Source organism: Variovorax sp. GW821-FHT09B05, from assembly GCF_059418265.1.
The window spans coordinates 367,465-388,129 of sequence record NZ_JBWKPN010000006.1 but is presented as its reverse complement, the minus strand read 5'-3'; the positions used below and the strand labels follow the sequence as shown (position 1 = coordinate 388,129).

Genomic DNA, 20,665 nt, shown 5'->3' with positions numbered 1-20,665 from the left:
TCAGGCCCGCAGCGAATCGACCACGCGCTGCAACGCCTCGGGCAGCGGCACCGGTCGCTGGGTCGTGCGGTCGACGTAGACATGCACGAAATGCCCCTGGGCCGCCGCGGTGTCGGCGCCCTGCGCGAACAGGCCGACCTCGTAGCGCACGCTGGAACGGCCGGCCTGCGCCACGCGGATGCCGGCCTCGACGGTCTGCGGGAAGGCCAGCGGCGCGAAGTAGTTGCACTGCGTCTCGACCACGAAGCCGATGGTCGAGCCCTGGTGGATGTCGAGGGCGCCGCGCTCGATCAGCAGCGCGTTCACCGCCGTGTCGAACCAACTGTAGTAGACGACGTTGTTGACGTGGCCGTACATGTCGTTGTCCATCCAGCGCGTGGGAATGCTGCGGAAGACGGGGTAGCTGGCGCGCGATTGCGGCACGGGCTTGGGGCTGGGAGAGGCAGGCGTCGTCATCGCGCGAGATTCTGCCAGCGGCCCTCGCCGGCTCCAGGCGACTGCGCGACACCCGCGGCCGCCATCGCGTTTCAAGGCCGGCCGGCCCGGTTTAGAAAGCCGCTTCTAAATTGCTGCAAAGCAACAAAAACCCCTTGCCCGGAGATTTCAGCTGCCTATACTTGAGGCCATGCTGCACCGCAACAAAGACGACGAGGCGCAGCGCAACGTGAATAGACCAACCATCATCCCTTTCGGAGATTCCAAATGGCCCTGACCGCTGACCAGATCCTCGCCGCCCAAAAAGCCAACCTCGAAACCCTGTTCGGCCTGACCACCAAGGCATTCGAAGGCGTCGAGAAGCTCGTCGAACTCAACGTGACCGCCTCCAAGGCCGCCCTGTCCGAAGCCGCCACCACCGCCCAGGCCGCCCTGAGCGTGAAGGACGCGCAAGAACTGCTGACGCTGCAAGCCAGCCTGTTCCAGCCCCTGGCCGAGAAGACCGCCGCCTACAGCCGTCACCTGTACGAAATCGCCCAAGGCACCGGCGCCGAATTCACCAAGGCCTTCGAATCGAAGGCCAGCGAAGCCCAGCAAGCCTTCGTCGGCCTGGTCGACAGCGCTTCGAAGAATGCTCCCGCCGGTTCGGAAACCGCCGTCGCCGTGCTGAAGAGCGCCGTCGCTGCCGCCAACAACGCTTTCGAATCGGTGCAAAAGGCCGTCAAGCAAGCGTCGGACGTCGCCGAAGCCAACTTCAACGCCGTGTCCACGCAAGCCGTCGCCGCTGCCAAGACCGCGACCGCTTCGTCGCGCAAGCGCTAAGCCGCCGACCACCACCAGTTGTCTCCTTGGGTCCTCACGGATCCAATTCAGGGCCTCGTCTTCGGACGGGGCCTTTTTTTATGCGCGCGCCGAAACGGTCGCGCACCGGGCCGTCTTCGATAATGCAAGGCTTTTCTTCCTCAGGAGACTCCTACATGCAGATCGACGGCAAGGTTTTCATCGTGACCGGTGGCGCTTCGGGCCTCGGCGAAGGCGCGGCACGCATGCTGGCCGGCAACGGCGCCAAGGTCGTCATTGCCGACATGCAGGCCGACAAGGGCGAAGCCGTCGCGCGCGACATCGGCGGCGTGTTCGTGAAGTGCGACGTGAGCCAGGAAGCCGACGGCCAGGCCGCGGTGGCGGCCGCGCTGCAGCTCGGCAAGCTGGTCGGCCTGATCAACTGCGCGGGCATCGCGCCGGCCGAGAAGACCGTGGGCAAGAACGGCCCGCACGCGCTGGCGGTGTTCAGCAAGACCGTCACGGTCAACCTGATCGGCAGCTTCAACATGATCCGGCTGGCCGCCGACGCGATGAGCAAGAACGAGCCCGAAGCCACGGGCGAGCGCGGCGTGCTGATCTCGACCGCCTCGGTCGCGGCCTACGACGGCCAGATCGGCCAGGCCGCCTACAGCGCCTCGAAGGGCGGCGTGGTCGGCATGACGCTGCCGATCGCGCGCGACCTGGCGCGCAACGGCATCCGCAACATGACGATCGCCCCCGGCATCTTCGGCACGCCCATGCTGTTCGGCATGCCGCAGGAGGTGCAGGACGCACTGGCCGCCAGCGTGCCCTTCCCCTCGCGCCTGGGCACCCCGGCCGACTACGCGAAGCTCGCCAAGCACATCATCGAGAACGACATGCTCAACGGCGAGGTGATTCGGCTGGACGGAGCGATTCGACTCCCGCCCCGCTGAGCGGCGCACGCGGCGGCTTGGCGCTGCCGGTGCGGTCCAGGCGCTCGTAGTTCGCGATCACCTGGGCGCCCAGCAGCACCAGCGTGGCCGCGATCTCCAGGCTCAGCAGCACCACGATCGCCGTGGTCAGCGAGCCGTAGACGACGTTCACCTGCGACAGCGTCGAGAAGTACCAGATCAGGATCCGCCGCGTGGCCTCCCACAGCAGCGCGGCGGTGATGCCGCCCAGCAGCGCATGGCGCAGCGACATGCGCCCGGCCGGCATCACGAGGTAGAGCGAGGTCAGCATGAAGATCTCGCCGCCCAGCCCCAGCAGGTACAGCAGCAGCCCCGACACGCCCGACAGCGACCAGCTGCGCCCGAGCAGGTCGACGCTCTCCTGCCCCACGAGCTGCAGCGCGCCCGACACCAGCGTGACCAGCAGCAGCCCCACGCACAGGCACAGGATGTAGACGTAGGGCATGGCCACCGACACCAGGAAATGGCGTTTGTGGTCGGCCTTGCGGTGGTGGAAGATCACCGCCATCGCGCTCTCGAGCACGCTGAAGGCCAGCGAGCTGAAGAACACCATGGTCACCAGCAGCACCGGCCCGAGCACGTCGCGGTGATCGAGGAAGCTCGAGAGCTCGGCCACGATGGCCTTCGACTGCCCCGGCAGCAGCCATTCGAGATACCGGCCGATGGTGCGCAGCAGCTCGGCCTGGTCGATCACGTGCGACAGCGCGATCACGCTGACGATCAAGAGCGGCACGATCGACAGCAGCGCGTAATAGGCCACGGCACCGGCCAGCAGCAGCCCCTGGTTGGCGCGGAACTCCTTCAGGGCGTCCCAGCCGAAGCGAAGCGGGTGGCGCAGCAGCGGGGCGGCGTGTTTCAGCGGATTGATCGTCGTCATGCGGGCGGGTGGTCGGTCGCCGCCAGTATGCCGTCGGGTCGCGGGGGACCCGCGGCTTGCGTATGATTTGCCGCTCCCCGCCTACATGACCATCCCCGCTTCATTCATCCAGGAACTCATCGCGCGCGCCGACGTGGTGGAAATCGTCGGCCGCTACGTGCAGCTCAAGAAGGCCGGCGCCAATTTCATGGGGCTGTGCCCCTTCCACGGCGAGAAATCGCCCTCCTTCTCGGTCAGCCCGACCAAGCAGTTCTATCACTGCTTCGGCTGCGGCGCCCACGGCAACGCCATCGGTTTCCTCATGGAGCATGCCGGCATGGGCTTCGTGGAGGCCGTGCACGACCTCGCGGGCCAGTACGGCCTGCAGGTGCCGGAAGACGACGCCTCGCCGGCCGAACGCGCGCGCGCCGCCAGCCAGCGCCAGAAGCAGGCCACGCTGACCGACGTGCTCGAGAAGGCCGGCGACGCCTTCCGCAAGCACCTGCGCCAGGCGCCCGGCGCCATCGACTACCTGAAGGGCCGCGGCGTCTCGGGCGAGATCGCCAAGCAGTTCGGCATCGGCTACGCGCCGCCGGGCTGGCGCACGCTCGCGGGTGTGTTCCCCGACTACGAGGACCCGCTGCTGGCCGAAAGCGGCCTGGTGATCGTCAACACCGAGGACGGCCAGGTCGAGGCCAGCGAGGCCAAGCGCTACGACCGCTTCCGCGACCGGGTGATGTTCCCGATCCGCAACGTCAAGGGCGAATGCATCGGCTTCGGCGGCCGGGTGCTCGGCGACGAGAAGCCCAAGTACCTGAATTCGCCCGAAACCCCGGTCTTCAGCAAGGGCCGCGAGCTCTATGGCCTCTACGAGGCTCGCGCGGCGTTCCGTGACCGCGGCTACGCGCTGGTGACCGAGGGCTACATGGACGTGGTGGCGCTGGCCCAGCTCGGCTTCCCGAACGCGGTGGCCACGCTGGGCACGGCCTGCACCACCGAGCACGTGCAGAAGCTGTTCCGCTTCACCGAGTCGGTGGTGTTCAGCTTCGACGGCGACGCCGCCGGCCGCCGCGCGGCGCGCAAGGCGCTCGACGGCGCCATGCCCTATGCCACCGACACGCGCAGCATCAAGTTCCTGTTCCTGCCGGCCGAGCACGATCCCGACAGCTTCATCCGCGAGTTCGGCGCCGAGGCCTTCGCGCGCTTCGTGCAGGAGGCCACCCCGCTGTCGCGCTTCATGATCGAGGCCGCGCGCGAGGGCTGCGACCTCGGCACCGCCGAGGGCCGCGCCCACATGAGCAGCAACGTGCGCCCGCTGTGGAGCGCGCTGCCCGACGGCGCCCTCAAGCGCCAGCTGCTGAGCGAGATCGCCACGCTGGTGCAGCTCGACGCGGCCGCGCTGTCGGACCTCTGGGCCACGGCGGCGGCACCGCGCGGCGGCGGGGCCTCGCGCCAGGCCGAGCGCAGCCAGGAGCGCCCGCCCGACGACGACGGCTACTTCCCCGAACCGCCGGTCTACGAAGAGCGCGAGCGATACTACGAAAACGATAGCAAGAAACGACCGTTCAACAAGCGCTTCGGCCGCAAGGAACCGCCGCGCGAACCGATGCGCGGGCGCAGCCAGCCGCTGAGCCGGCCCGACATCGCGGTGCGCCTGCTGCTCGCCAACATGGCGCAATGGGAGCCGCTGTCGCACGAGGTGCACCTGATGCTGTGCGAACTGCCGGGGCCGCACGGCGCGCTGTTCACCTGGCTCGACAGCCAGCTGCACGAGCACGGCGCCCAGCCGTGGGCGGCGCTGCGCGAAGGCATGCGCGGCCAGGAGTTCGAGGCGCTGGCCGACAAGCTGATGACGGCCTCGGAAGGCGGCGCCCCCGTCGATCCGGAAGCGAGCGAGAACGATCTGCTGGCCGAGGCCGCGCGCGAGCTGGGCAGCGTGCTCGATTTCATGCTCGACGACCGCCTCAAGTTCCAGCAGAGCGAGGCCATCGCGGCCGTCGGCAAGGACCCGAAGGCGCTCGAGCGCTACAAGGCGCTCGAGGCGCGGCGGCTCGAATTGCGCGCCCGCATGCGTCCCAAGACGGTGTAATTGCTTGAAATTTGCGCAAGACGCTATAATGTAGGGCTTCGCAACTGGCGAAATCGGCAAGAGCGACAGCAGCACCTCCGGACCGGCCCCTCGCGCAACGCACTCCACGGCAACCCCGCTGGAAAGGGCCAATAACCGCAAGGACTGCACACCAAATGATCGCCCGACATCTTGCCTATTGAGGATTTATTCCTCTTTTGCCCAATTGTTCCTGTCCGGCTGTGCCGGGCTGGCGGCGCTGTCTTCGCGGACCGCGCCCGTGTGATTTCGTGTGATCCCGCTTGTCCATTCTTGTTGTAACGAGGTCGTATGCCCAGTTCAAAGAAGCCTGCTCCTTCACCCGCCAAAAGCGCCGCCGCCAAGCCTGCAGCCGAAAAACCGTTGAAAGCAGCCGCTTTGCCGGCAACTAAGACGGGTGCAGCCGCGTCAAAGGCGGCAGCCGCAACGAAAGTGAAAACCGTGCCCACGAAATCGACGACCACCACCGACGACACCAAGAAGACAGCCGCCAAGACGGCTGCGGCAGGCGCTGCCGCCCCCGCCGCCAAGAAGGTCGGCCGCCCGCCCAAGGCCGCCAGCACCGCTGCCGCCGCGCCCGCCACCGGCGCCAAGCGCGGCCGCAAGCCCAAGGCCGACAAGGATGCGCCCGAGAGCGACGTCGACCTGTCGGACATCGAGGACGACCTGGCCGGTGACGAGCCGGTGGCGGCCGTGGCGACGACCGAAGAGAAGGTCAAGCCGCTGCGCATGAAGATCAGCAAGGCGAAGGAACGCGCCTTGATGAAGGAATTCGGCCTCGACGAGACCGTGCTGTCCGAGGAAGACCTCGCCAAGCGCCGCTCGCGCCTGAAGACCCTGATCACGCTGGGCAAGACCCGCGGCTACCTGACGCACGGCGAAATCTCCGACCACCTGCCCGACAAGCTGGTCGACGCCGAGACCATGGAAGTCGTGGTCACCATGCTCAACGACATGGGCGTGGCCGTCTACGAGCAGACCCCCGACGCCGAAACCCTGCTGCTGAACAACACCGCCCCCACCGCGACCACGGTGGAGGAAGCCGAGGAAGAAGCCGAAGCGGCGCTGTCCACGGTGGACAGCGAATTCGGCCGCACCACCGACCCGGTTCGCATGTACATGCGCGAAATGGGCACGGTCGAACTGCTGACCCGCGAAGGCGAAATCGAGATCGCCAAGCGCATCGAAGGCGGCCTGATGGCGATGATGGAGGCCATCTCGGCCTCCCCCGCCACCATCGCCGAGATCCTGCGCCTGGCCGCCGAGATCCGCGAAGGCAAGGTCGTCATCTCGACCATCGTCGACGGCTTCTCGAACCCGAACGAGGCCGACGACTACGTGGCCGAGGAAGACTTCGACGAATTCGACGAGGAAGACGACGACGACGGCAAGGGCGGCTCCAAGGCCCTGACCAAGAAGCTCGAGGAACTCAAGAACGAGGCCCTCTCGCGCTTCGACCGCATCGCCGAGATGTTCGAGAAGGTGCACAAGGTCTACGACAAGGAAGGCTACGGCACGCCCTCGTACACCAAGGCCCAGCAGTCCCTGTCGGACGAGCTGATGACCATCCGCTTCACCGCGCGCACCATCGAGCGCCTGTGCGACCTCGTGCGCACCCAGGTCGACGACGTGCGCAAGAAGGAACGCGAGCTGCGCCGCATCATCGTGGACAAGTGCGGCTTCCCGCAGGACGAGTTCATCCGCGACTTCAGCGGCTTCGACAAGAACGGCAACCGCATCGCCTCCAACCTGCTGAACCTCAAGTGGGTCGAGAAGCAGGCCGCCGCCGGCAAGCCCTGGAGCGCCGTGCTCGCGCGCAACATCCCGCCGGTGCAGGAACTGCAGCAGAAGCTGGCCGACATCCAGTCGCGCGTGGTGGTGCCGCTGACCGAGCTCAAGGACATCAACAAGCGCATGAACGAGGGCGAATCGTCCTCGCGCGATGCCAAGAAGGAAATGATCGAGGCCAACCTGCGCCTCGTGATCTCGATCGCCAAGAAGTACACCAACCGCGGCCTGCAGTTCCTCGACCTGATCCAGGAAGGCAACATCGGCCTGATGAAGGCGGTGGACAAGTTCGAATACCGCCGCGGCTACAAGTTCTCGACCTACGCCACGTGGTGGATCCGCCAGGCCATCACGCGCTCGATCGCCGACCAGGCGCGCACCATCCGCATCCCGGTGCACATGATCGAGACCATCAACAAGATGAACCGCATCTCGCGCCAGCACTTGCAGGAGTTCGGCTTCGAGCCCGACGCCGGCATCCTGGCCGCCAAGATGGAGATCCCGGAAGACAAGATCCGCAAGATCATGAAGATCGCGAAGGAGCCGATCTCGATGGAAACCCCCATCGGCGACGACGACGATTCGCACCTGGGCGACTTCATCGAGGACAGCAGCAACACGGCCCCGATCGAGGCCGCGATGCAGGCGGGCCTGCGCGACGTGGTCAAGGACATCCTCGACTCGCTGACGCCGCGCGAAGCCAAGGTGCTGCGCATGCGCTTCGGCATCGAGATGTCGACCGACCACACGCTCGAAGAAGTGGGCAAGCAGTTCGACGTGACGCGCGAGCGCATCCGCCAGATCGAGGCGAAGGCCCTGCGCAAGCTCAAGCATCCGTCGCGTTCGGACAAGCTGCGCAGCTTTATTGATACGCTCTGATCCGGTCTCCCGGTATTTCCCCGACAAGGAGGCGCCCGCAAGGGCGCTTTCTTTTTTGGGCCCCTCTGCGACAGATGCAAAGATAAGAAGAATGGAGCAATCCTCATCATGAATCCCGATGCAGACAAACTCTGGCAAGCCCCGCGCTGGGCGCTGGCCGTGCTGCTCGCGGTGCTCGGCATGCTCGGGCCCTTCTCCATCGACACCTACATCCCCGCCTTCTCGGGCATCGCGCGCTCGATCGGCGCGACGCCGGCCGAGATGCAGCAGACGCTCTCGGCCTACCTGTTCGGCTTCGCGTTCATGAACCTGTTCCATGGCGCGCTGTCCGACAGCTTCGGGCGCCGGCCGGTGGTGCTGTGGGGCCTCGCGGTGTTCACGCTGGCCTCGCTGGGCTGTGCGCTGTCGCAGACGATCACGCAGCTGGTGCTGTTCCGCGGCCTGCAGGGCCTGTCGACCGGCGCGGGCATCGTGGTCTCGCGCGCGGTGATCCGCGACATGTTCCCGCCCGCCGAAGCCCAGCGCGTGATGAGCCAGGTCACGATCTACTTCGGCGTGGCACCGGCCATCGCGCCGATCGTCGGCGGCTTCCTGTTCGTGCACGCGGGCTGGCACGCGGTGTTCTGGTTCCTGGTGGCCGTGGGCGTGGTGCTGTTCGCGGCCAACTACAAGCTGCTGCCCGAGACGCTGCATCCCTCGCACCGCCAATCCTTCCACGTGCGCCACCTGCTGCGCGGCTACTGGGACCTGTGCTCCGACCCGCGCTTCCTGCTGCTGGCCTTCGCCAGCGGCGTGCCCTTCAACGGCATGTTCCTCTACGTGCTGGCCGCGCCGGCCTTCCTCGGCGACCACCTCGCGCTGCAGCCGCAGCAGTTCTTCTGGTTCTTCCTGCTGACCATCGGCGGCATCATGCTCGGCGCGCGCGCCAGCGGACGCATGGCCGGCAAGGTGGCGCCCAAGCGCCAGATCCGCGACGGCTTCCTGATCATGCTGGTCACCTCGGTGGTCAACGTGATCGCCAACACCTTCTTCCAGGCCCACGTGGCCTGGGCGCTGTGGCCGCTCGCGGTGTTCGCCTTCGGCTGGGCGCTGATGGTGCCAGTGGTCACGCTGCTGGTGCTCGACCTGCATCCCGAACGCCGCGGCATGGCCTCCTCGCTGCAGGCGGTGATCGGCTCCACCGCCAACGGCATCGTGGCCGGCGCGGTGGCGCCGCTGGTGATGCATTCCACGCTGGCGCTCGCGCTGACCTCGACCCTGATGCTGGCCATCGGCCTGGTGGCCTGGGTCTGGCTGCACGGCCGCTGGCCCGACATCGGACGGCGCGTCGCCCACGAGGGCTGAAGCGGCGGCAGGCGAACGAACAAGAACAACACAGAGACACTCTTCGATCCGCATGTCCTCCGCCAACAAGCTCCTCGTCTATCTGCGCGCCTGGCTGCCGGGCCGCACCACCGTCGATGCGCGCGAGCGCCTGCGCGCCATGGGCGGCGCGGCGCTCGGGCTGCTGATCACGGCGCTGATCTGCCGCTGGATCGCGCAGACCCTCGGCGGCAATGCCGTGTGGCTGATCGCGCCGCTGGGCGCCAGCGCGGTGCTGGTGTTCGCGGTGCCGGCCAGCCCGCTCGCGCAGCCCTGGTCGGTGGTGGGCGGCAACACGCTATCGGCCATCGTGGGCATCGCCAGCGTCAACTGGATTCCCGACCCGGCCGTGGCCGCCGCGGTCGCGGTGGGCGGCGCCATCGGCCTGATGTTCGTCGCACGCTGCCTGCATCCGCCGGGCGGCGCCGCGGCGCTGCTCGCGGTGCTCACCCACACCACGCACCTGTCGTCGGCCTTCTTCCCCTTCTTCGTCAACTCGCTGCTGCTGGTGCTCGCCGGCGCGGCCTACAACAGCTTCACCGGCCGCCGCTATCCGCATGTGCAGGTGGCGCAGCCGCCGCGCGCCGACGCGCGCTTCAGCCAGGCCGACATCGATGCCGTGCTGGCGCGCTACAACCAGGTGCTCGACATCAGCCGCGACGACCTCGAGTCGCTGATCCAGCAGACCGAGCTCGAGAGCTACAAGCGGCGGCTCGGCACGCTGCACTGCGACGACATCATGTCGCGCACGCCGATCACGGTGGAGTTCGGCACGTCGCTGCAGGAGGCCTGGGCGCTGATGCACGAGCGCCGCATCAAGGCGCTGCCGGTGGTCGACCGCACGCGCCGCGTGGTGGGCATCGTCACGCAGGCCGACTTCTTCCGCCAGCTCGACCTGGCGCACCACGAAGGCATCGCGGGCCGGCTGCGCGACTTCATCCGCGCCACCCGCACCGTGGTGTCGAACAAGCCCGAGGTGGTGGGCCAGATCATGACGCGCCAGGTGCGCGTGGCCAGCGCCGACCGCCCCGTGGTCGAACTGGTGCCGCTGTTCTCCGAGGGCGGCCACCACCACATCCCGATCATCGACGCCGAGAAGCGCCTGGCCGGCATGATCACCCAGTCGGATTTCGTGCGCGCGCTCTACAGCGCGGTGCGGCCCGGGAACTGACTCCCCTTTTTCTTCAAGGAGGCATGCGCATGGCCTGGATCGTGTTGTTCTTCGCCGGCCTGCTCGAGGTGGGCTGGGCCATCGGCCTCAAGTACACCGAGGGCTTCAGCCGCTTCTGGCCCTCGGTGGGCACCATCGCGTCGATGGCGCTCAGCGTGGTGCTGCTCGGCTGGGCGATGCGCACCTTGCCGGTGGGCACGGCCTACGCGGTGTGGACCGGCATCGGCGCGGTCGGCACCGTGGTGCTGGGCATCGTGCTGTTCCAGGAACCCTCGAATGCCGCGCGGCTGGTCTGCGTCGGGCTGATCGTCGCGGGCATCCTGGGCCTGAAGCTCACGAGCGCGCACTGAGCGCCCGCGCGTTCACTCCAGCACCACGTTGGCCTTCTTCACCAGCGCCGCGTAGCGCGCCGCCTCGCTGCGGAAATAGGCCGCGGCCTGCTCGGGCGTGGTGGGCTTGATGAGGTTGCCCTGCTTGTCCATGGCCTCGCGCACCTCGGCGCTCGCGAAGGCCGCGGCCACGGCGTCGTGCACGCGCTGCACGTCGGCCGCCTGCATCTTCGCGGGCCCGATCACCGCGAACCAGCCCTCGACCACGTAGTTCGGCAGCCCCTGCTCGGCGATGGTCGGCATCTCGGGCGCGGCCGGCGAGCGCGCCGGGCCGCACAGGCCGATGGCGCGCAGCGCGCCGCTCTTCAGGTGCGGCTGCACGGCCGGCAGCGCGACCACGCCCATCTCGACCTGGCCCGCGATCATGTCGGTGACCATCGGGCCCGTGCCCTTGTACGGAATGTGCCGCGCCTTCACGCCGGCCTCGTCCATGAACATCTCGCCGGCCAGGTGGATGATGGTGCCGTTGCCCGAGGAAGCGTAGTTGTAGCCCTCGGGCTTGGCGCGCAGCAGCGCCACCAGCTCCTTCACGTTCTTCGCCGGCAGCTTCGGGTTCACCGCCAGCACCAGCGGCGTGGCGCCCACCACGCTGATCGGCGTCACGTCGGCGATCGGGTCGAAGGGCATCTTCCTGAACACCGCCGGGTTGATGACGTGGTTGTTCGACACCATGCCCAAGGTGAAGCCGTCGGGCACGGCCTTGACCACGGTCGAGGTGCCCGTGATGCCGCCCGCGCCCGGCTGGTTCTCGACCACCACCGGCTGGCCGAAGGCCTTGCCGAGCGCGACCGTGGCGGCGCGCACGATGGCGTCCACGCCCGAGCCCGCGCTGATCGGCAGGATGAAGCGCACGGGCCGGTCGCCCTGCGCCCAGGCGGGCCAGGCGGCGAGCGCGGCCGCGCCGGCACCCAGGCCCAGCAGCGCGCGGCGGTTGATGAAGGAAGGCAGTGGGTTGCGCATCGTCTTGTCTCTCGTTGTAGTGGGGGAAAAGAAAACCGGCCTAGGCCACGGCCGCGTCGTCGAGCAACGCCTGCATCTGCGCCTCGCCATAGCCGAGCTCGGCCAGCAGCTCGCGCGTGTGCTGGCCCAGCGTCGGCGGATCGAGGCGCACGCCCAGGCGCTCGCCGCCCAGCGTGATCGGGAACAGCGTGGTCTGCGCGGTCTGGCCCGCGCGCTCGCCGTCGGGCAGGCGGATGTCGGCCAGGCCGCCGGTGGCCAGCAGGTGCGGATCGGCGTAGAGGTCCTCGGGCCGCACGATCGGCGCGAACGGCAGGCCGCGCGCCTCGAAGAGCGCCGACAGCTCGGCGGCCGGGCGCGAAGCCAGCCGCGCGCGCAGGTCCGCCAGCAGGGTCGGGCGCAGCCGCACGCGGTCGTTGTTGGTGCGCAGCGCCGGGTCGGCCTTGAGGTCGTCGAAGCCCAGGGCATCGCAGAAGCTCTGCCACTGCGCGTCGCTGACCGCGGCCAGGAAGATCTGCTCGCCGTCCTTCACGGTGAACACGTCGTACAGCGCCCAGGCCGAGATGCGCTCGGGCATCGGCGCCGCGGCCTGGCCCGTGATCGCGTACTGCAGCATGTGCTGGCCGACCAGGAACACGTTGTTCTCGAACAGCGCCGAATGCACCTCCTGGCCCTCGCCGGTCTGGCCGCGCTGCATCAGCGCGGCCATCGCGCCGATGGCGCCGAACATGCCGCCCATGATGTCGTTGACGCTGGTGCCCGCGCGCAGCGGGTCGCCGGGCCGGCCGGTCATGTAGGCCAGCCCGCCCATCATCTGCACCACCTCGTCGAGCGCGGTGCGGTGCTCGTAGGGGCCGGGCAGGAAGCCCGTGTGGTTGACGTACACCAGCCGCGGGTTGAGCCGGCGCAGCGCGGCGTAGTCGAGGCCGTACTTCCCCATGGTGCCGGGCTTGAAGTTCTGCGCCACCACGTCGGCGCCGGCGCACAGGCGCAGCGCGGCCTCGAGCCCCTGCGGATGGCGCAGGTCGAGCGCGATGCTCTTCTTGTTGCGGTTGAACATCGGGAAGAAGCCCGCGCCCGCGCCCAGCAGCTGGCGCGTGCGGTCGCCCTCGATCGGCTCGACCTTGATGACCTCGGCGCCGAGGTCGGCCAGCACCATGCCGCAGGTCGGGCCCATCACCATGTGGGTGAACTCGACCACGCGGATGCCGGCCAGCGGCAGGCGTTTTTCCTGCGCCGCGCTCATGCCGCCACCTCTTCCTGCGCGAAGGTCTTCGGGAAGCCGGCACGCCACAGCGTGCCCTGCAGCGTCTCGCCATCCAGCCATTGCGCCACGCGCCCGCGCAGCGCGAGCAGCTGTCGCAGGTCGACGCCCGTGGCCACGCCCATGCTCTGCAGCATGAACAGCAGGTCCTCGGTGTCGACGTTGCCGCTGGCGCCCGGCGCATGCGGGCAGCCGCCGATGCCGGCCAGGCAGGCGTCGAAGCGCGCGATGCCGACCTCGAGCGCCGCATAGACGTTGGCCAGCCCCAGCCCGCGCGTGTCGTGGAAATGGCCGCACCACAGCCGCTCGCCCGCGATCGCCCGCGCGCGCTCGAACAGGCTGCGCACCATCGCCGGATCGGCATAGCCGACGGTGTCGGCCAGGCTCACGCGGTCGGCGCCCGCATCGAGCAGTGCCTGCATCAGCCGCAGCACCTCCTCCGGCGCCACGGGGCCCTGCAGCGTGCAGCCGAAGGCGGTGCCCACGCCGCCCTCGATCAGCGTCCTCGAGCCCGCGGCATCGCGCGCGGCGCGGATGCGGCCGACCTCGGCCACCACCTCGTCGGGCGTCTTGCGCAGGTTGGCGAGGCTGTGCGCATGGCTGGCCGACAGCGGCACCACCAGCAGGTCGGCCTCGCCCTCGATGGCGCGCTCCGCACCCTTCAGGTTGGGCACCAGCACCGAGGCGAACAGGCCCGGCAGCGTCTTCGCGAAGGCCAGCAACTCGGCCGTGTCGGCCAGCTGCGGCAGCAGCCGCGCGGGCACGAAGGAGCCGACCTCGATCTCGCGCTGGCCGGCCGCGTGGGCGGCGCGGATCCATTCGCGCTTGTGCGCGGTGGGCAGGGTGCGGGCGATGCTCTGCAGGCCGTCGCGCAGGCCCACTTCGCGCACGGTGGCGCGCGGCGGCAGGAAGGCGTGCAGGCGCGCCGGGGCGGAAGGTTCGGTCAAGGCGGTGTCTCCGTGGGATGAGGGTCTGGAATCGGCGTCATTCTTAGACTTTCCGATTCGATGCAGAAGCTATATTTCGGAAGCCGATCCATTCCGAATCGGAACACCACAAAAGCCACGGAGCCGACGCCATGCGCGACCTCGACCTCACCACCCTGCGCCTGTTCGTCTCGGTCTGCGAGACCCGCAGCATCGCCCGCGCCGGCGCCCAGGCCAGCATCGTCGGCTCGGCGATCAGCAAGCGGCTGGCCCAGCTCGAGGACACACTGGGCACGCCGCTGTTCGTGCGGCGCCGCCGCGGCGTGGTGCCCACGGCGGCCGGCGAAACCCTGCTCGAGCATGCGCGCGCCATGCTCGGCAGCGTGAACCGCATCGAGCGCGACATGGCGGCCTACGCGGGCGGCATGCGCGGCCATGTGCGCATGCTGGCCTCGGCCTCGGTGATGGCCGAGTCGCTGGCCGAGGACGTGGCCGACTTCCTGCAGGACCCGGCGCACCGCAACATCCGCGTCGACATGGAAGAGCGCGTGAGCCCCGAGATCGTGCGCGGCATCCGCGAGGGCGTAGCCTCGATCGGCCTGTGCTGGGACGCGGCCGACCTTGAGGGCCTGCAGCGGCGCGACTACCGCAGCGACCACCTCGCAGTGGTGGCGCATCGCTCGCACCCGGTGGCGCGGATGCGCGAGGTGCGCTTCGAGCAGCTGCTCGACCACGAGTTCGTCGGCATGCCCGCACTCAGCGCGGTGCAGCTGCTGCTCGCGCGCGAGGCCACGGCCGCGGGCAAGCCGCTGGTGCACCGCGTGCTGGTGTCGAACTTCGACGCCGCGTTGCGCGTGGTGCGCGCCGGCCTCGCGATCAGCGTGGTGCCGGCCGAGGTGGCGCAGCCCTTCACCGCGGCCTACGGCCTGCGCCTGATGCCGCTGGCCGACCCGTGGGCGAAGCGCCGCTTCGCGATCTGCTTTCGCGACGAGGCCTCGCTCTCGCCCGCGGCGCAGCTGCTGGTGGCGCACCTCGAGAAGCTGGCGCGGCGCGACTGAGCCGGCTCATTCGTCCGGATTTCGAAACGATCCTTTGCGCGGGAGCCGGTTTTTGTTTCGTTCGGCGCAATCCACACTGCGGGCTTCACCTGTCACACCCTCCTCCGCAGAAAGAATCATCGCCATGTTCCGCCGCAGCATCCTCGCCGCCACCGCGCTCGCCGCCCTCTCGACCTTCCCCACCTTCGGCATCGCCGCATCCGCCGCGCCCCTGACGCTCGAGGTCTACAACCCGGGCGCGGCCTCGCTGTTTCCCGTCTCCTCGAGCATCGTCTCGGGCGAGAAGGAGGCCGTGCTGATCGACGCCCAGTTCCAGCGCAACGACGCCCAGGCGCTGGTGAAGAAGATCCAGGCCGGCGGCCGCAGGCTCGCCACCGTCTACATCAGCCACAGCGACCCCGACTACTACTTCGGCCTCGACGTGATCCGTGCCGCCTTCCCCGACGCGAAGATCGTCGCCACGCCGCAGACCGTGGCCGCGATCCAGGCCTCGAAGGACGGCAAGCTGGCCCACTGGGGCCCGATCCTCAAGGACAACGCGCCGCAGTCGCTGGTGGTGCCCGAGCCGCTCGCGGGCGACACGATCGAGCTCGAGGGCCGCAAGATCCAGGTCGTCGGCCCAACGCCCGCGCGCACCGTCGCCTGGATTCCCTCGCTCAAGACCGTGGTCGGCGGCGTGCCGGTGTCGGCCAACATCCACCTCTGGGTGGCCGACACGCAGACGCCCGAGTCGCGCCGCGACTGGCGCCGCACCCTCGACCGCATCGCGGCGCTCAAGCCGAAGACCGTGGTGCCCGGCCACTACCTGCCGAACGCCGACGGCTCGGCGCCCTCCACGCTCGCCTCGGTGAACTTCACGCGCGCCTACCTGCAGGCCTTCGAGACCGAGGCCGCCAGGGCCAAGGACTCGGCCGCGCTGATCGCCGCGATGAAGAAGCGCTACCCCAAGCTGGAAGACGCCTCCTCGCTCGAACTGAGCGCGAAGGTCATCAAGGGAGAGATGAAATGGCCGCAATGAACCCGGGCAGCCACGACGGCGCCACCCTGCACTGCATCTTCGACCCGCTGTGCGGCTGGTGCTATGCCGCCGCACCCTTGGTCGAGGCGGCGCGCGAAGTGCAAGGCCTGCGGGTCGAACTGCATGGCGGCGGCATGATGACCGGCGCCAACCGCCGGGCCATCACGCCGCAGTGGCGCGACTACGTGCTCCCACACGACCGCCGCATCGCCGAGCTCACGGGCCAGCCCTTCGGCGAGGCCTACTTCGATGGCCTGCTGCGCGACGGCACGGCCGTGATGGACTCCGAACCGCCGACCACCGCGATCCTCGCGGCCGAGTCGCTGCGCGCGGGCGGCGCGCTCGACATGGCGCATCGCGTGCAGCGCGCGCACTACGCCGAGGGCCGGCGCATCGCCGATGCCGAAGTGCTGCAGGGGCTGGCCTTGGAACTGGGCTTCGATGGCGAAGCCTTCGCCGCGGCCTTCGCGCGGCTGTCGGGCGAGGCGACCGCGCAGCACATCGAGGCCAGCCGCGCGCTGCTGCGCCGCGTGGGCGGCCAGGGCTTTCCGACCTTCGTGCTCGCGCGGCCCGATGGCGGCGCGAGCCGGGTCGACATCGGCCCGTGGCTGGGCCGGCCGGACGCGTGGAAGGCCCAGCTCGCGAGCTTCGCGACGCCGTCCGCGCCGGGACATCCGGCCACGGGCAGCTGCGGCCCCGACGGCTGCGCGATCTGAAAACCGCCCGCCGGCCTGGACAGCCGACGGCCGTGTTTCGTCGCGGAAGCGCTGAATTCGGAGGCTTCGCGGACAAATGAGAACTATTCTCGACAATAATCCGCCGGCGATCCGCGCGCCATCCCCCTTCCCATGTCCGCCCAACTCTCCCCCAGCCCGCTGCTGAAAGCCTTCCAGGACAGCTACCAGGAGCTGGTGCGGTTCATCGCGCGCCGCACCGGCAGCACGCACGATGCACGCGAGCTGGCGCACGACACCTGGGTCCGGCTGGCCGAGCGCGCCGAGACGCGCGAAACCGAGCCCGCGCCGCACGAAGGCGCCGCGCGCGCCTACGTCTACGCCGTGGCCGAGAACATCGCCATCGACCACCTGCGCCGCCGCCAGCGCAGCGCGGAGCGCTTCAGCCCGGTGGCCGTCGACATCGAGGCGGAACCGCCGTCCCACGGCCCCAGCGCGCGCGACGTGGCCGACGGCGTCGCCCACCGGCAGGCGCTCGACGCGGTGGATGCCGCGCTGCGCGCGCTGCCGCCGCGCAGCCGCGACATCTTCCTGGCCGACCGGCTCGACGGCGCCTGCCATGCCGAACTGGCGCTGCGCCATGGCGTATCGGTCAAAACCGTCGAGCGCGAAGTGATGCGGGCGCTCGACAGCGTCGAGGCCGCGCTGCACCGCTGGCGCGGCGAGGCGGCGCCCGCGCGCACCGGCCGGCGCCGCGCGCTGTCGGCGCTGCTCGGCGTCTGCGGCCTGGGTGTCGGCAGCGCCGCGCTCTGGCAGGCATGGCGCCAGTGGGTGCCGGGCTACAGCGCCCTGCTGTCGACCCCGATCGCCCGCATCCGGACCCAGGCGCTGCCCGACGGCAGCAAGCTCACGCTCGATGCCGCGAGCCGCGCCGAGGTCGTCTACTACGCCACGCGCCGCACGGTGCAACTGCTGGCCGGCAGCGCCTTCTTCGAGGTGGCGCGCGACGAGGCGCGGCCCTTCGTGGTCCATGCGCTGGGCCACGAGATCACGGTGCTCGGCACGCGCTTCGAGGTCGCGCTGCAGGACGGCGGCGTGCGCGTGGCGGTCGAATCGGGCCAGGTGCGGGTGCGCAGCGCAGGCGGCGAGGAACGCACCCTGGGCGCGGGCGACCGTGCCTTCATCGATCCGGTGCGGCCGCTCGCCACCTCGCATCCGGCCGGCGCGGCGGCGGTCGCGCCGTGGCGCGAAGGCTGGCTCGACTTCGACCGCCAGCCGCTGGCCGAGGTGGTGGAGCGTCTCGCGCGCTACAGCCCGCGCCCGCTGCGCGTGGCGCCCGATGCCGCGCAGCTCCCGGTGTTCGGCCGGGTGCGCATCGGCGAGGCCGGCGCCTGGCTGCGGCTGCTGCCGCGCAGCCTGCCGGTGCGCGTGCGCGAAGACGACGGGGCCGACCGCGCCCTGGTCATCGAACGCCGGCCCTCCTGAAGGCCGGCTTCGCTCGCCGCGTTTTTTTTGGCGCCGCGCGTGAGGGATCGCCGCCGCTCGCTCGTATCAGTCCATGGAGCCCGGAACTTCCGCCACGCGGAAGCCCAGGGAATTCATGAACCCGACCCGAAGCCAGAGAACCGCATGCCTTCCCGCCACCGTCCCGCCCCCACCCTTCGACGCCATCTGGTCGCCGCCGCCGCGCTGTCCCTGGTCGCCCAGGCCGGCACGGGCGCCTGGGCTCAGAACAGCCCGGCCGCCGTCGACGCCCAAGCCATGGCGGGCGCCGCCGTCGTGGCGTTCTCGATCCCCGCCCAGCCGCTGGACCAGGCGCTGAACCAGTTCGCGCGCCAGGCCGGCCTGCAGTTGCTGGCGGCCCCGGCGCTGCTGCAGGGGCTGCGCGGACAGCCGGTCCAGGGCAGCCTGGCGGTCCACGCCGCGGCCGCCCAGTTGCTCCAGGGCAGCGGGCTGGCCGGCCGCGTGACGGGCAGCACGCTGGTGATCGAGAAGGCGCGCGATGCCACCGGCGCCGCGCTGCCGACCGTGACCGTGAACGCCGCCGCCGAGCGCGAGACCGGCCTCGGCCCGGTGCCGGGCTATGTCGCGCGACGCAGCCAGACCGCGACCAAGACCGACACGCCGATCATCGAGGTGCCGCAGTCGCTGTCCGTCATCGGGCGCGAGGAACTCGAGGCCCGCGGCGTGCAGACCATCATGGAAGCCGTGCGCTACGCGCCGGGCGTGGTGGCCGGCAACTGGGGCTACGACGCCCGCGGCATCGACTGGCTGCTGCTGCGCGGCTTCGATGCCACGGCCGGCAATGCCATGTACCGCGACGGCATGCTGCTGCCCGCCTACTCGCTGACCGAGCCCTACGGCCTCGAGCGCGTCGAGGTGCTGCGCGGCCCCTCGTCGGTGATGTTCGGCCCGGGCGACGCCGGCGGCATCATCAACCGCGTCAGCAAGATGCCCGGCACCACGACCACGCGCGAGATCGAGGTCCAGTACGGCAGCTTCCAGCGCAAGCAGCTCGCGGTCGACCTCGGCGGCGCCCTGAGCGACACGCTGAGCTACCGGCTGGTGGGCGTCGAGCTCGACAGCGACAGCCAGCAGCGCTACCCCAACGGCGCGCCCGCCGAGGTCAAGCGCAGCTACCTCGCACCCTCGCTGCGCTGGCAGCCCTCGGCCGCCACCTCGTTCACACTGCTCGGCGAGTTCCTGAAGAGCAACGCCAGCGACGACACCTTCAACGTGACTGACGCACGCGGCCGCGACACCGGCCTGATCCAGGGCGAGCCGAACTACAGCCGCATCAAGCAGCAGCAATCCTCGCTCGGCTACCTGTTCGAACACCATCTGGACGACAACTGGACGGTGCGCCAGAACATGCGCTACTTCGGCTTCGACACCGACAAGCACCACGTGGTGGTGAACCTCGCGCCCGATGGCTACACGCTGCGGCGCACGGCCCGCTTCGCCCCCGAGTGGGTCAACCAGTGGACCGCCGACACGCAGTTGCAGGGCCGCGTGCGCACCGGCGATGTCGAGCACACGCTGCTGTTCGGCGTCGACTGGTCGCGCGTGCGGTACACGGCCAAGCAGTTCTCGGGGCCGGCCCCCAGCCTCGATCTGCGCTTCCCGGTCAACGGCCTGCCGATCGCCGAGCCCGTGCAGCCCGACAGCAACTTCACCCAGACCACCGAGCAGCTCGGCGTCTACGCGCAGGACCAGGTCAAGTTCGGCCCGCACTGGCTGCTCACGCTCGGCGGCCGGCAGGACCACGTGAAGTCCACCACCTTCGACCGCCTGAAGAGCGGCCGCACCACCCAGACCGACGACCGGTTCAGCGGCCGCGCCGCGCTGAGCTATCTGGTCGGCAACGGCTGGGCGCCCTACCTCAGCTATTCGGAATCCTTCATGCCGACCAGCGGCGTCGACCTGAACGGCGAGCCCTTCCGCCCGAGCCGCGGCAAGCAGGTGGAGGCCGGCCTCAAGTTCCAGCCCGAGGGCGCGCGCTCGCTGTTCACCGCGGCCCTGTTCGACGTGCGCAAGTCCAACGTCGTGACCTACGACCAGAACACCTTCGAGGCGCGCCAGATCGGCCGCATCCGCTCGCGCGGCCTCGAGCTCGAGGCCAAGGCCGAGCTGGCGCGCGACCTGAACCTCACGGCCTCCTACACCTGGCTCGACACCAAGGTGCGCGAGAGCGCCAACGCCACCGAGCGCGGCAAGACGCCGATCCAGGTGCCGCGCAACACGGCCTCGCTGTGGCTCGACTACACGCTGGGCAACGGCTTCGGTTTCGGCGGCGGCCTGCGCTACATCGGCAAGCGCTGGAACGACGTGGGCAACACCTCGTCGGAAGGCGGCGTGGCGCTGATCGATGCCACCGTGCACTACAAGCGCGGCCCGTGGCGCTTCGCGCTGAGCGCCACCAACCTCGCCAACCGGCAGTACGCCGCCTCGCGGGCCTACGGCAAGTACTACCCCGGCAGCGACCGCGCGGTGGTCGCGAGCGCGAAGTACCAGTTCTGAACGCCCG

16 protein-coding genes and 1 pseudogene are annotated in these 20,665 nt (G+C 69.6%); 12 read left to right on the top strand and 5 right to left on the bottom strand.

Annotation, left to right across the window (positions count from 1 at the left end; genetic code table 11):
- Positions 1 to 456 (bottom strand): acyl-CoA thioesterase, encoded by a 456-nt coding sequence (locus tag AC07RM_RS18515; protein WP_296792798.1) that lies wholly within the window; start codon positions 454 to 456, stop codon positions 1 to 3.
- A 246-nt stretch (positions 457 to 702) separates the two neighbouring features.
- Here AC07RM_RS18515 and AC07RM_RS18510 point away from each other — a divergent pair, with 246 nt between their 5' ends.
- The gene (locus AC07RM_RS18510) at positions 703 to 1,257 is read left to right on the top strand and encodes a phasin family protein (RefSeq protein WP_057590418.1); all 555 of its coding nucleotides are present in this window, start codon (positions 703 to 705) and stop codon (positions 1,255 to 1,257) included.
- A 155-nt stretch (positions 1,258 to 1,412) separates the two neighbouring features.
- Positions 1,413 to 2,171, top strand: a complete 759-nt coding sequence (locus AC07RM_RS18505) for a 3-hydroxyacyl-CoA dehydrogenase (protein ID WP_057590419.1) — start codon at positions 1,413 to 1,415, stop codon at positions 2,169 to 2,171.
- On the opposite strand, the gene AC07RM_RS18500 is transcribed toward AC07RM_RS18505, so the two are convergent.
- Entirely contained in the window at positions 2,119 to 3,066 is a 948-nt protein-coding gene (locus AC07RM_RS18500; protein ID WP_093343060.1) for a YihY/virulence factor BrkB family protein, read from the bottom strand. The two genes, AC07RM_RS18505 and AC07RM_RS18500, sit on opposite strands and share 53 nt — an antisense overlap.
- 85 nt (positions 3,067 to 3,151) lie before the next feature.
- Here AC07RM_RS18500 and dnaG point away from each other — a divergent pair, with 85 nt between their 5' ends.
- From dnaG to sugE, 5 genes are all read left to right on the top strand, one after another.
- The gene (dnaG, locus tag AC07RM_RS18495) at positions 3,152 to 5,134 is read left to right on the top strand and encodes a DNA primase (RefSeq protein WP_296792800.1); all 1,983 of its coding nucleotides are present in this window, start codon (positions 3,152 to 3,154) and stop codon (positions 5,132 to 5,134) included.
- Positions 5,135 to 5,443: 309 nt separating this feature from the next.
- Complete coding sequence (rpoD, locus tag AC07RM_RS18490) at positions 5,444 to 7,819, top strand: RNA polymerase sigma factor RpoD (protein ID WP_093343063.1); 2,376 nt, start codon at positions 5,444 to 5,446, stop codon at positions 7,817 to 7,819.
- Between the two features lie 108 nt (positions 7,820 to 7,927).
- Positions 7,928 to 9,163: a multidrug effflux MFS transporter gene (locus tag AC07RM_RS18485; RefSeq protein WP_093343064.1), complete on the top strand. Its 1,236-nt coding sequence runs from the start codon at positions 7,928 to 7,930 to the stop codon at positions 9,161 to 9,163.
- Positions 9,164 to 9,215: 52 nt separating this feature from the next.
- Positions 9,216 to 10,352, top strand: a complete 1,137-nt coding sequence (locus tag AC07RM_RS18480) for an HPP family protein (protein ID WP_495335453.1) — start codon at positions 9,216 to 9,218, stop codon at positions 10,350 to 10,352.
- A gap of 29 nt (positions 10,353 to 10,381) precedes the next feature.
- Entirely contained in the window at positions 10,382 to 10,702 is a 321-nt protein-coding gene (sugE, locus tag AC07RM_RS18475; RefSeq protein WP_093343472.1) for a quaternary ammonium compound efflux SMR transporter SugE, read from the top strand.
- Between the two features lie 12 nt (positions 10,703 to 10,714).
- Here sugE and AC07RM_RS18470 read toward each other — a convergent pair whose 3' ends face one another.
- The 3 genes from AC07RM_RS18470 to AC07RM_RS18460 are packed head-to-tail and all read right to left on the bottom strand — an operon-like array spanning position 10,715 to position 13,909.
- Positions 10,715 to 11,701 carry a tripartite tricarboxylate transporter substrate binding protein gene (locus AC07RM_RS18470; RefSeq protein WP_495335452.1) on the bottom strand — a complete coding sequence of 329 codons (987 nt, stop codon included), beginning with the start codon at positions 11,699 to 11,701 and terminating at the stop codon, positions 10,715 to 10,717.
- A gap of 40 nt (positions 11,702 to 11,741) precedes the next feature.
- Positions 11,742 to 12,944: a CaiB/BaiF CoA transferase family protein gene (locus AC07RM_RS18465; RefSeq protein WP_495335451.1), complete on the bottom strand. Its 1,203-nt coding sequence runs from the start codon at positions 12,942 to 12,944 to the stop codon at positions 11,742 to 11,744.
- Positions 12,941 to 13,909, bottom strand: a complete 969-nt coding sequence (locus AC07RM_RS18460; protein ID WP_495335450.1) for a hydroxymethylglutaryl-CoA lyase — start codon at positions 13,907 to 13,909, stop codon at positions 12,941 to 12,943. Before AC07RM_RS18460 ends, AC07RM_RS18465 begins: the two co-directional genes overlap by 4 nt.
- 131 nt (positions 13,910 to 14,040) lie before the next feature.
- Between AC07RM_RS18460 and AC07RM_RS18455 the strand changes: the two genes are divergently transcribed.
- The 5 genes and pseudogenes from AC07RM_RS18455 (at position 14,041) to AC07RM_RS18435 (ending at position 20,658) form a co-directional block, all read left to right on the top strand.
- The gene (locus AC07RM_RS18455; RefSeq protein WP_495335449.1) at positions 14,041 to 14,946 is read left to right on the top strand and encodes a LysR family transcriptional regulator; all 906 of its coding nucleotides are present in this window, start codon (positions 14,041 to 14,043) and stop codon (positions 14,944 to 14,946) included.
- A gap of 124 nt (positions 14,947 to 15,070) precedes the next feature.
- A pseudogene (locus AC07RM_RS18450) lies at positions 15,071 to 15,958 on the top strand (MBL fold metallo-hydrolase); the annotation flags it as partial.
- Positions 15,952 to 16,680 (top strand): DsbA family protein, encoded by a 729-nt coding sequence (locus AC07RM_RS18445; protein WP_495335448.1) that lies wholly within the window; start codon positions 15,952 to 15,954, stop codon positions 16,678 to 16,680. The pseudogene AC07RM_RS18450 and the gene AC07RM_RS18445, both read left to right, overlap by 7 nt.
- A gap of 132 nt (positions 16,681 to 16,812) precedes the next feature.
- On the top strand, positions 16,813 to 18,123 hold the full coding sequence (locus AC07RM_RS18440) for a sigma-70 family RNA polymerase sigma factor (protein ID WP_495335447.1): 1,311 nt from the start codon (positions 16,813 to 16,815) through the stop codon (positions 18,121 to 18,123).
- 144 nt (positions 18,124 to 18,267) lie between these two features.
- Positions 18,268 to 20,658, top strand: coding sequence for a TonB-dependent siderophore receptor (locus AC07RM_RS18435; protein ID WP_495335446.1), 2,391 nt, complete (start codon positions 18,268 to 18,270; stop codon positions 20,656 to 20,658).
- Positions 20,659 to 20,665 lie beyond the last annotated feature (7 nt).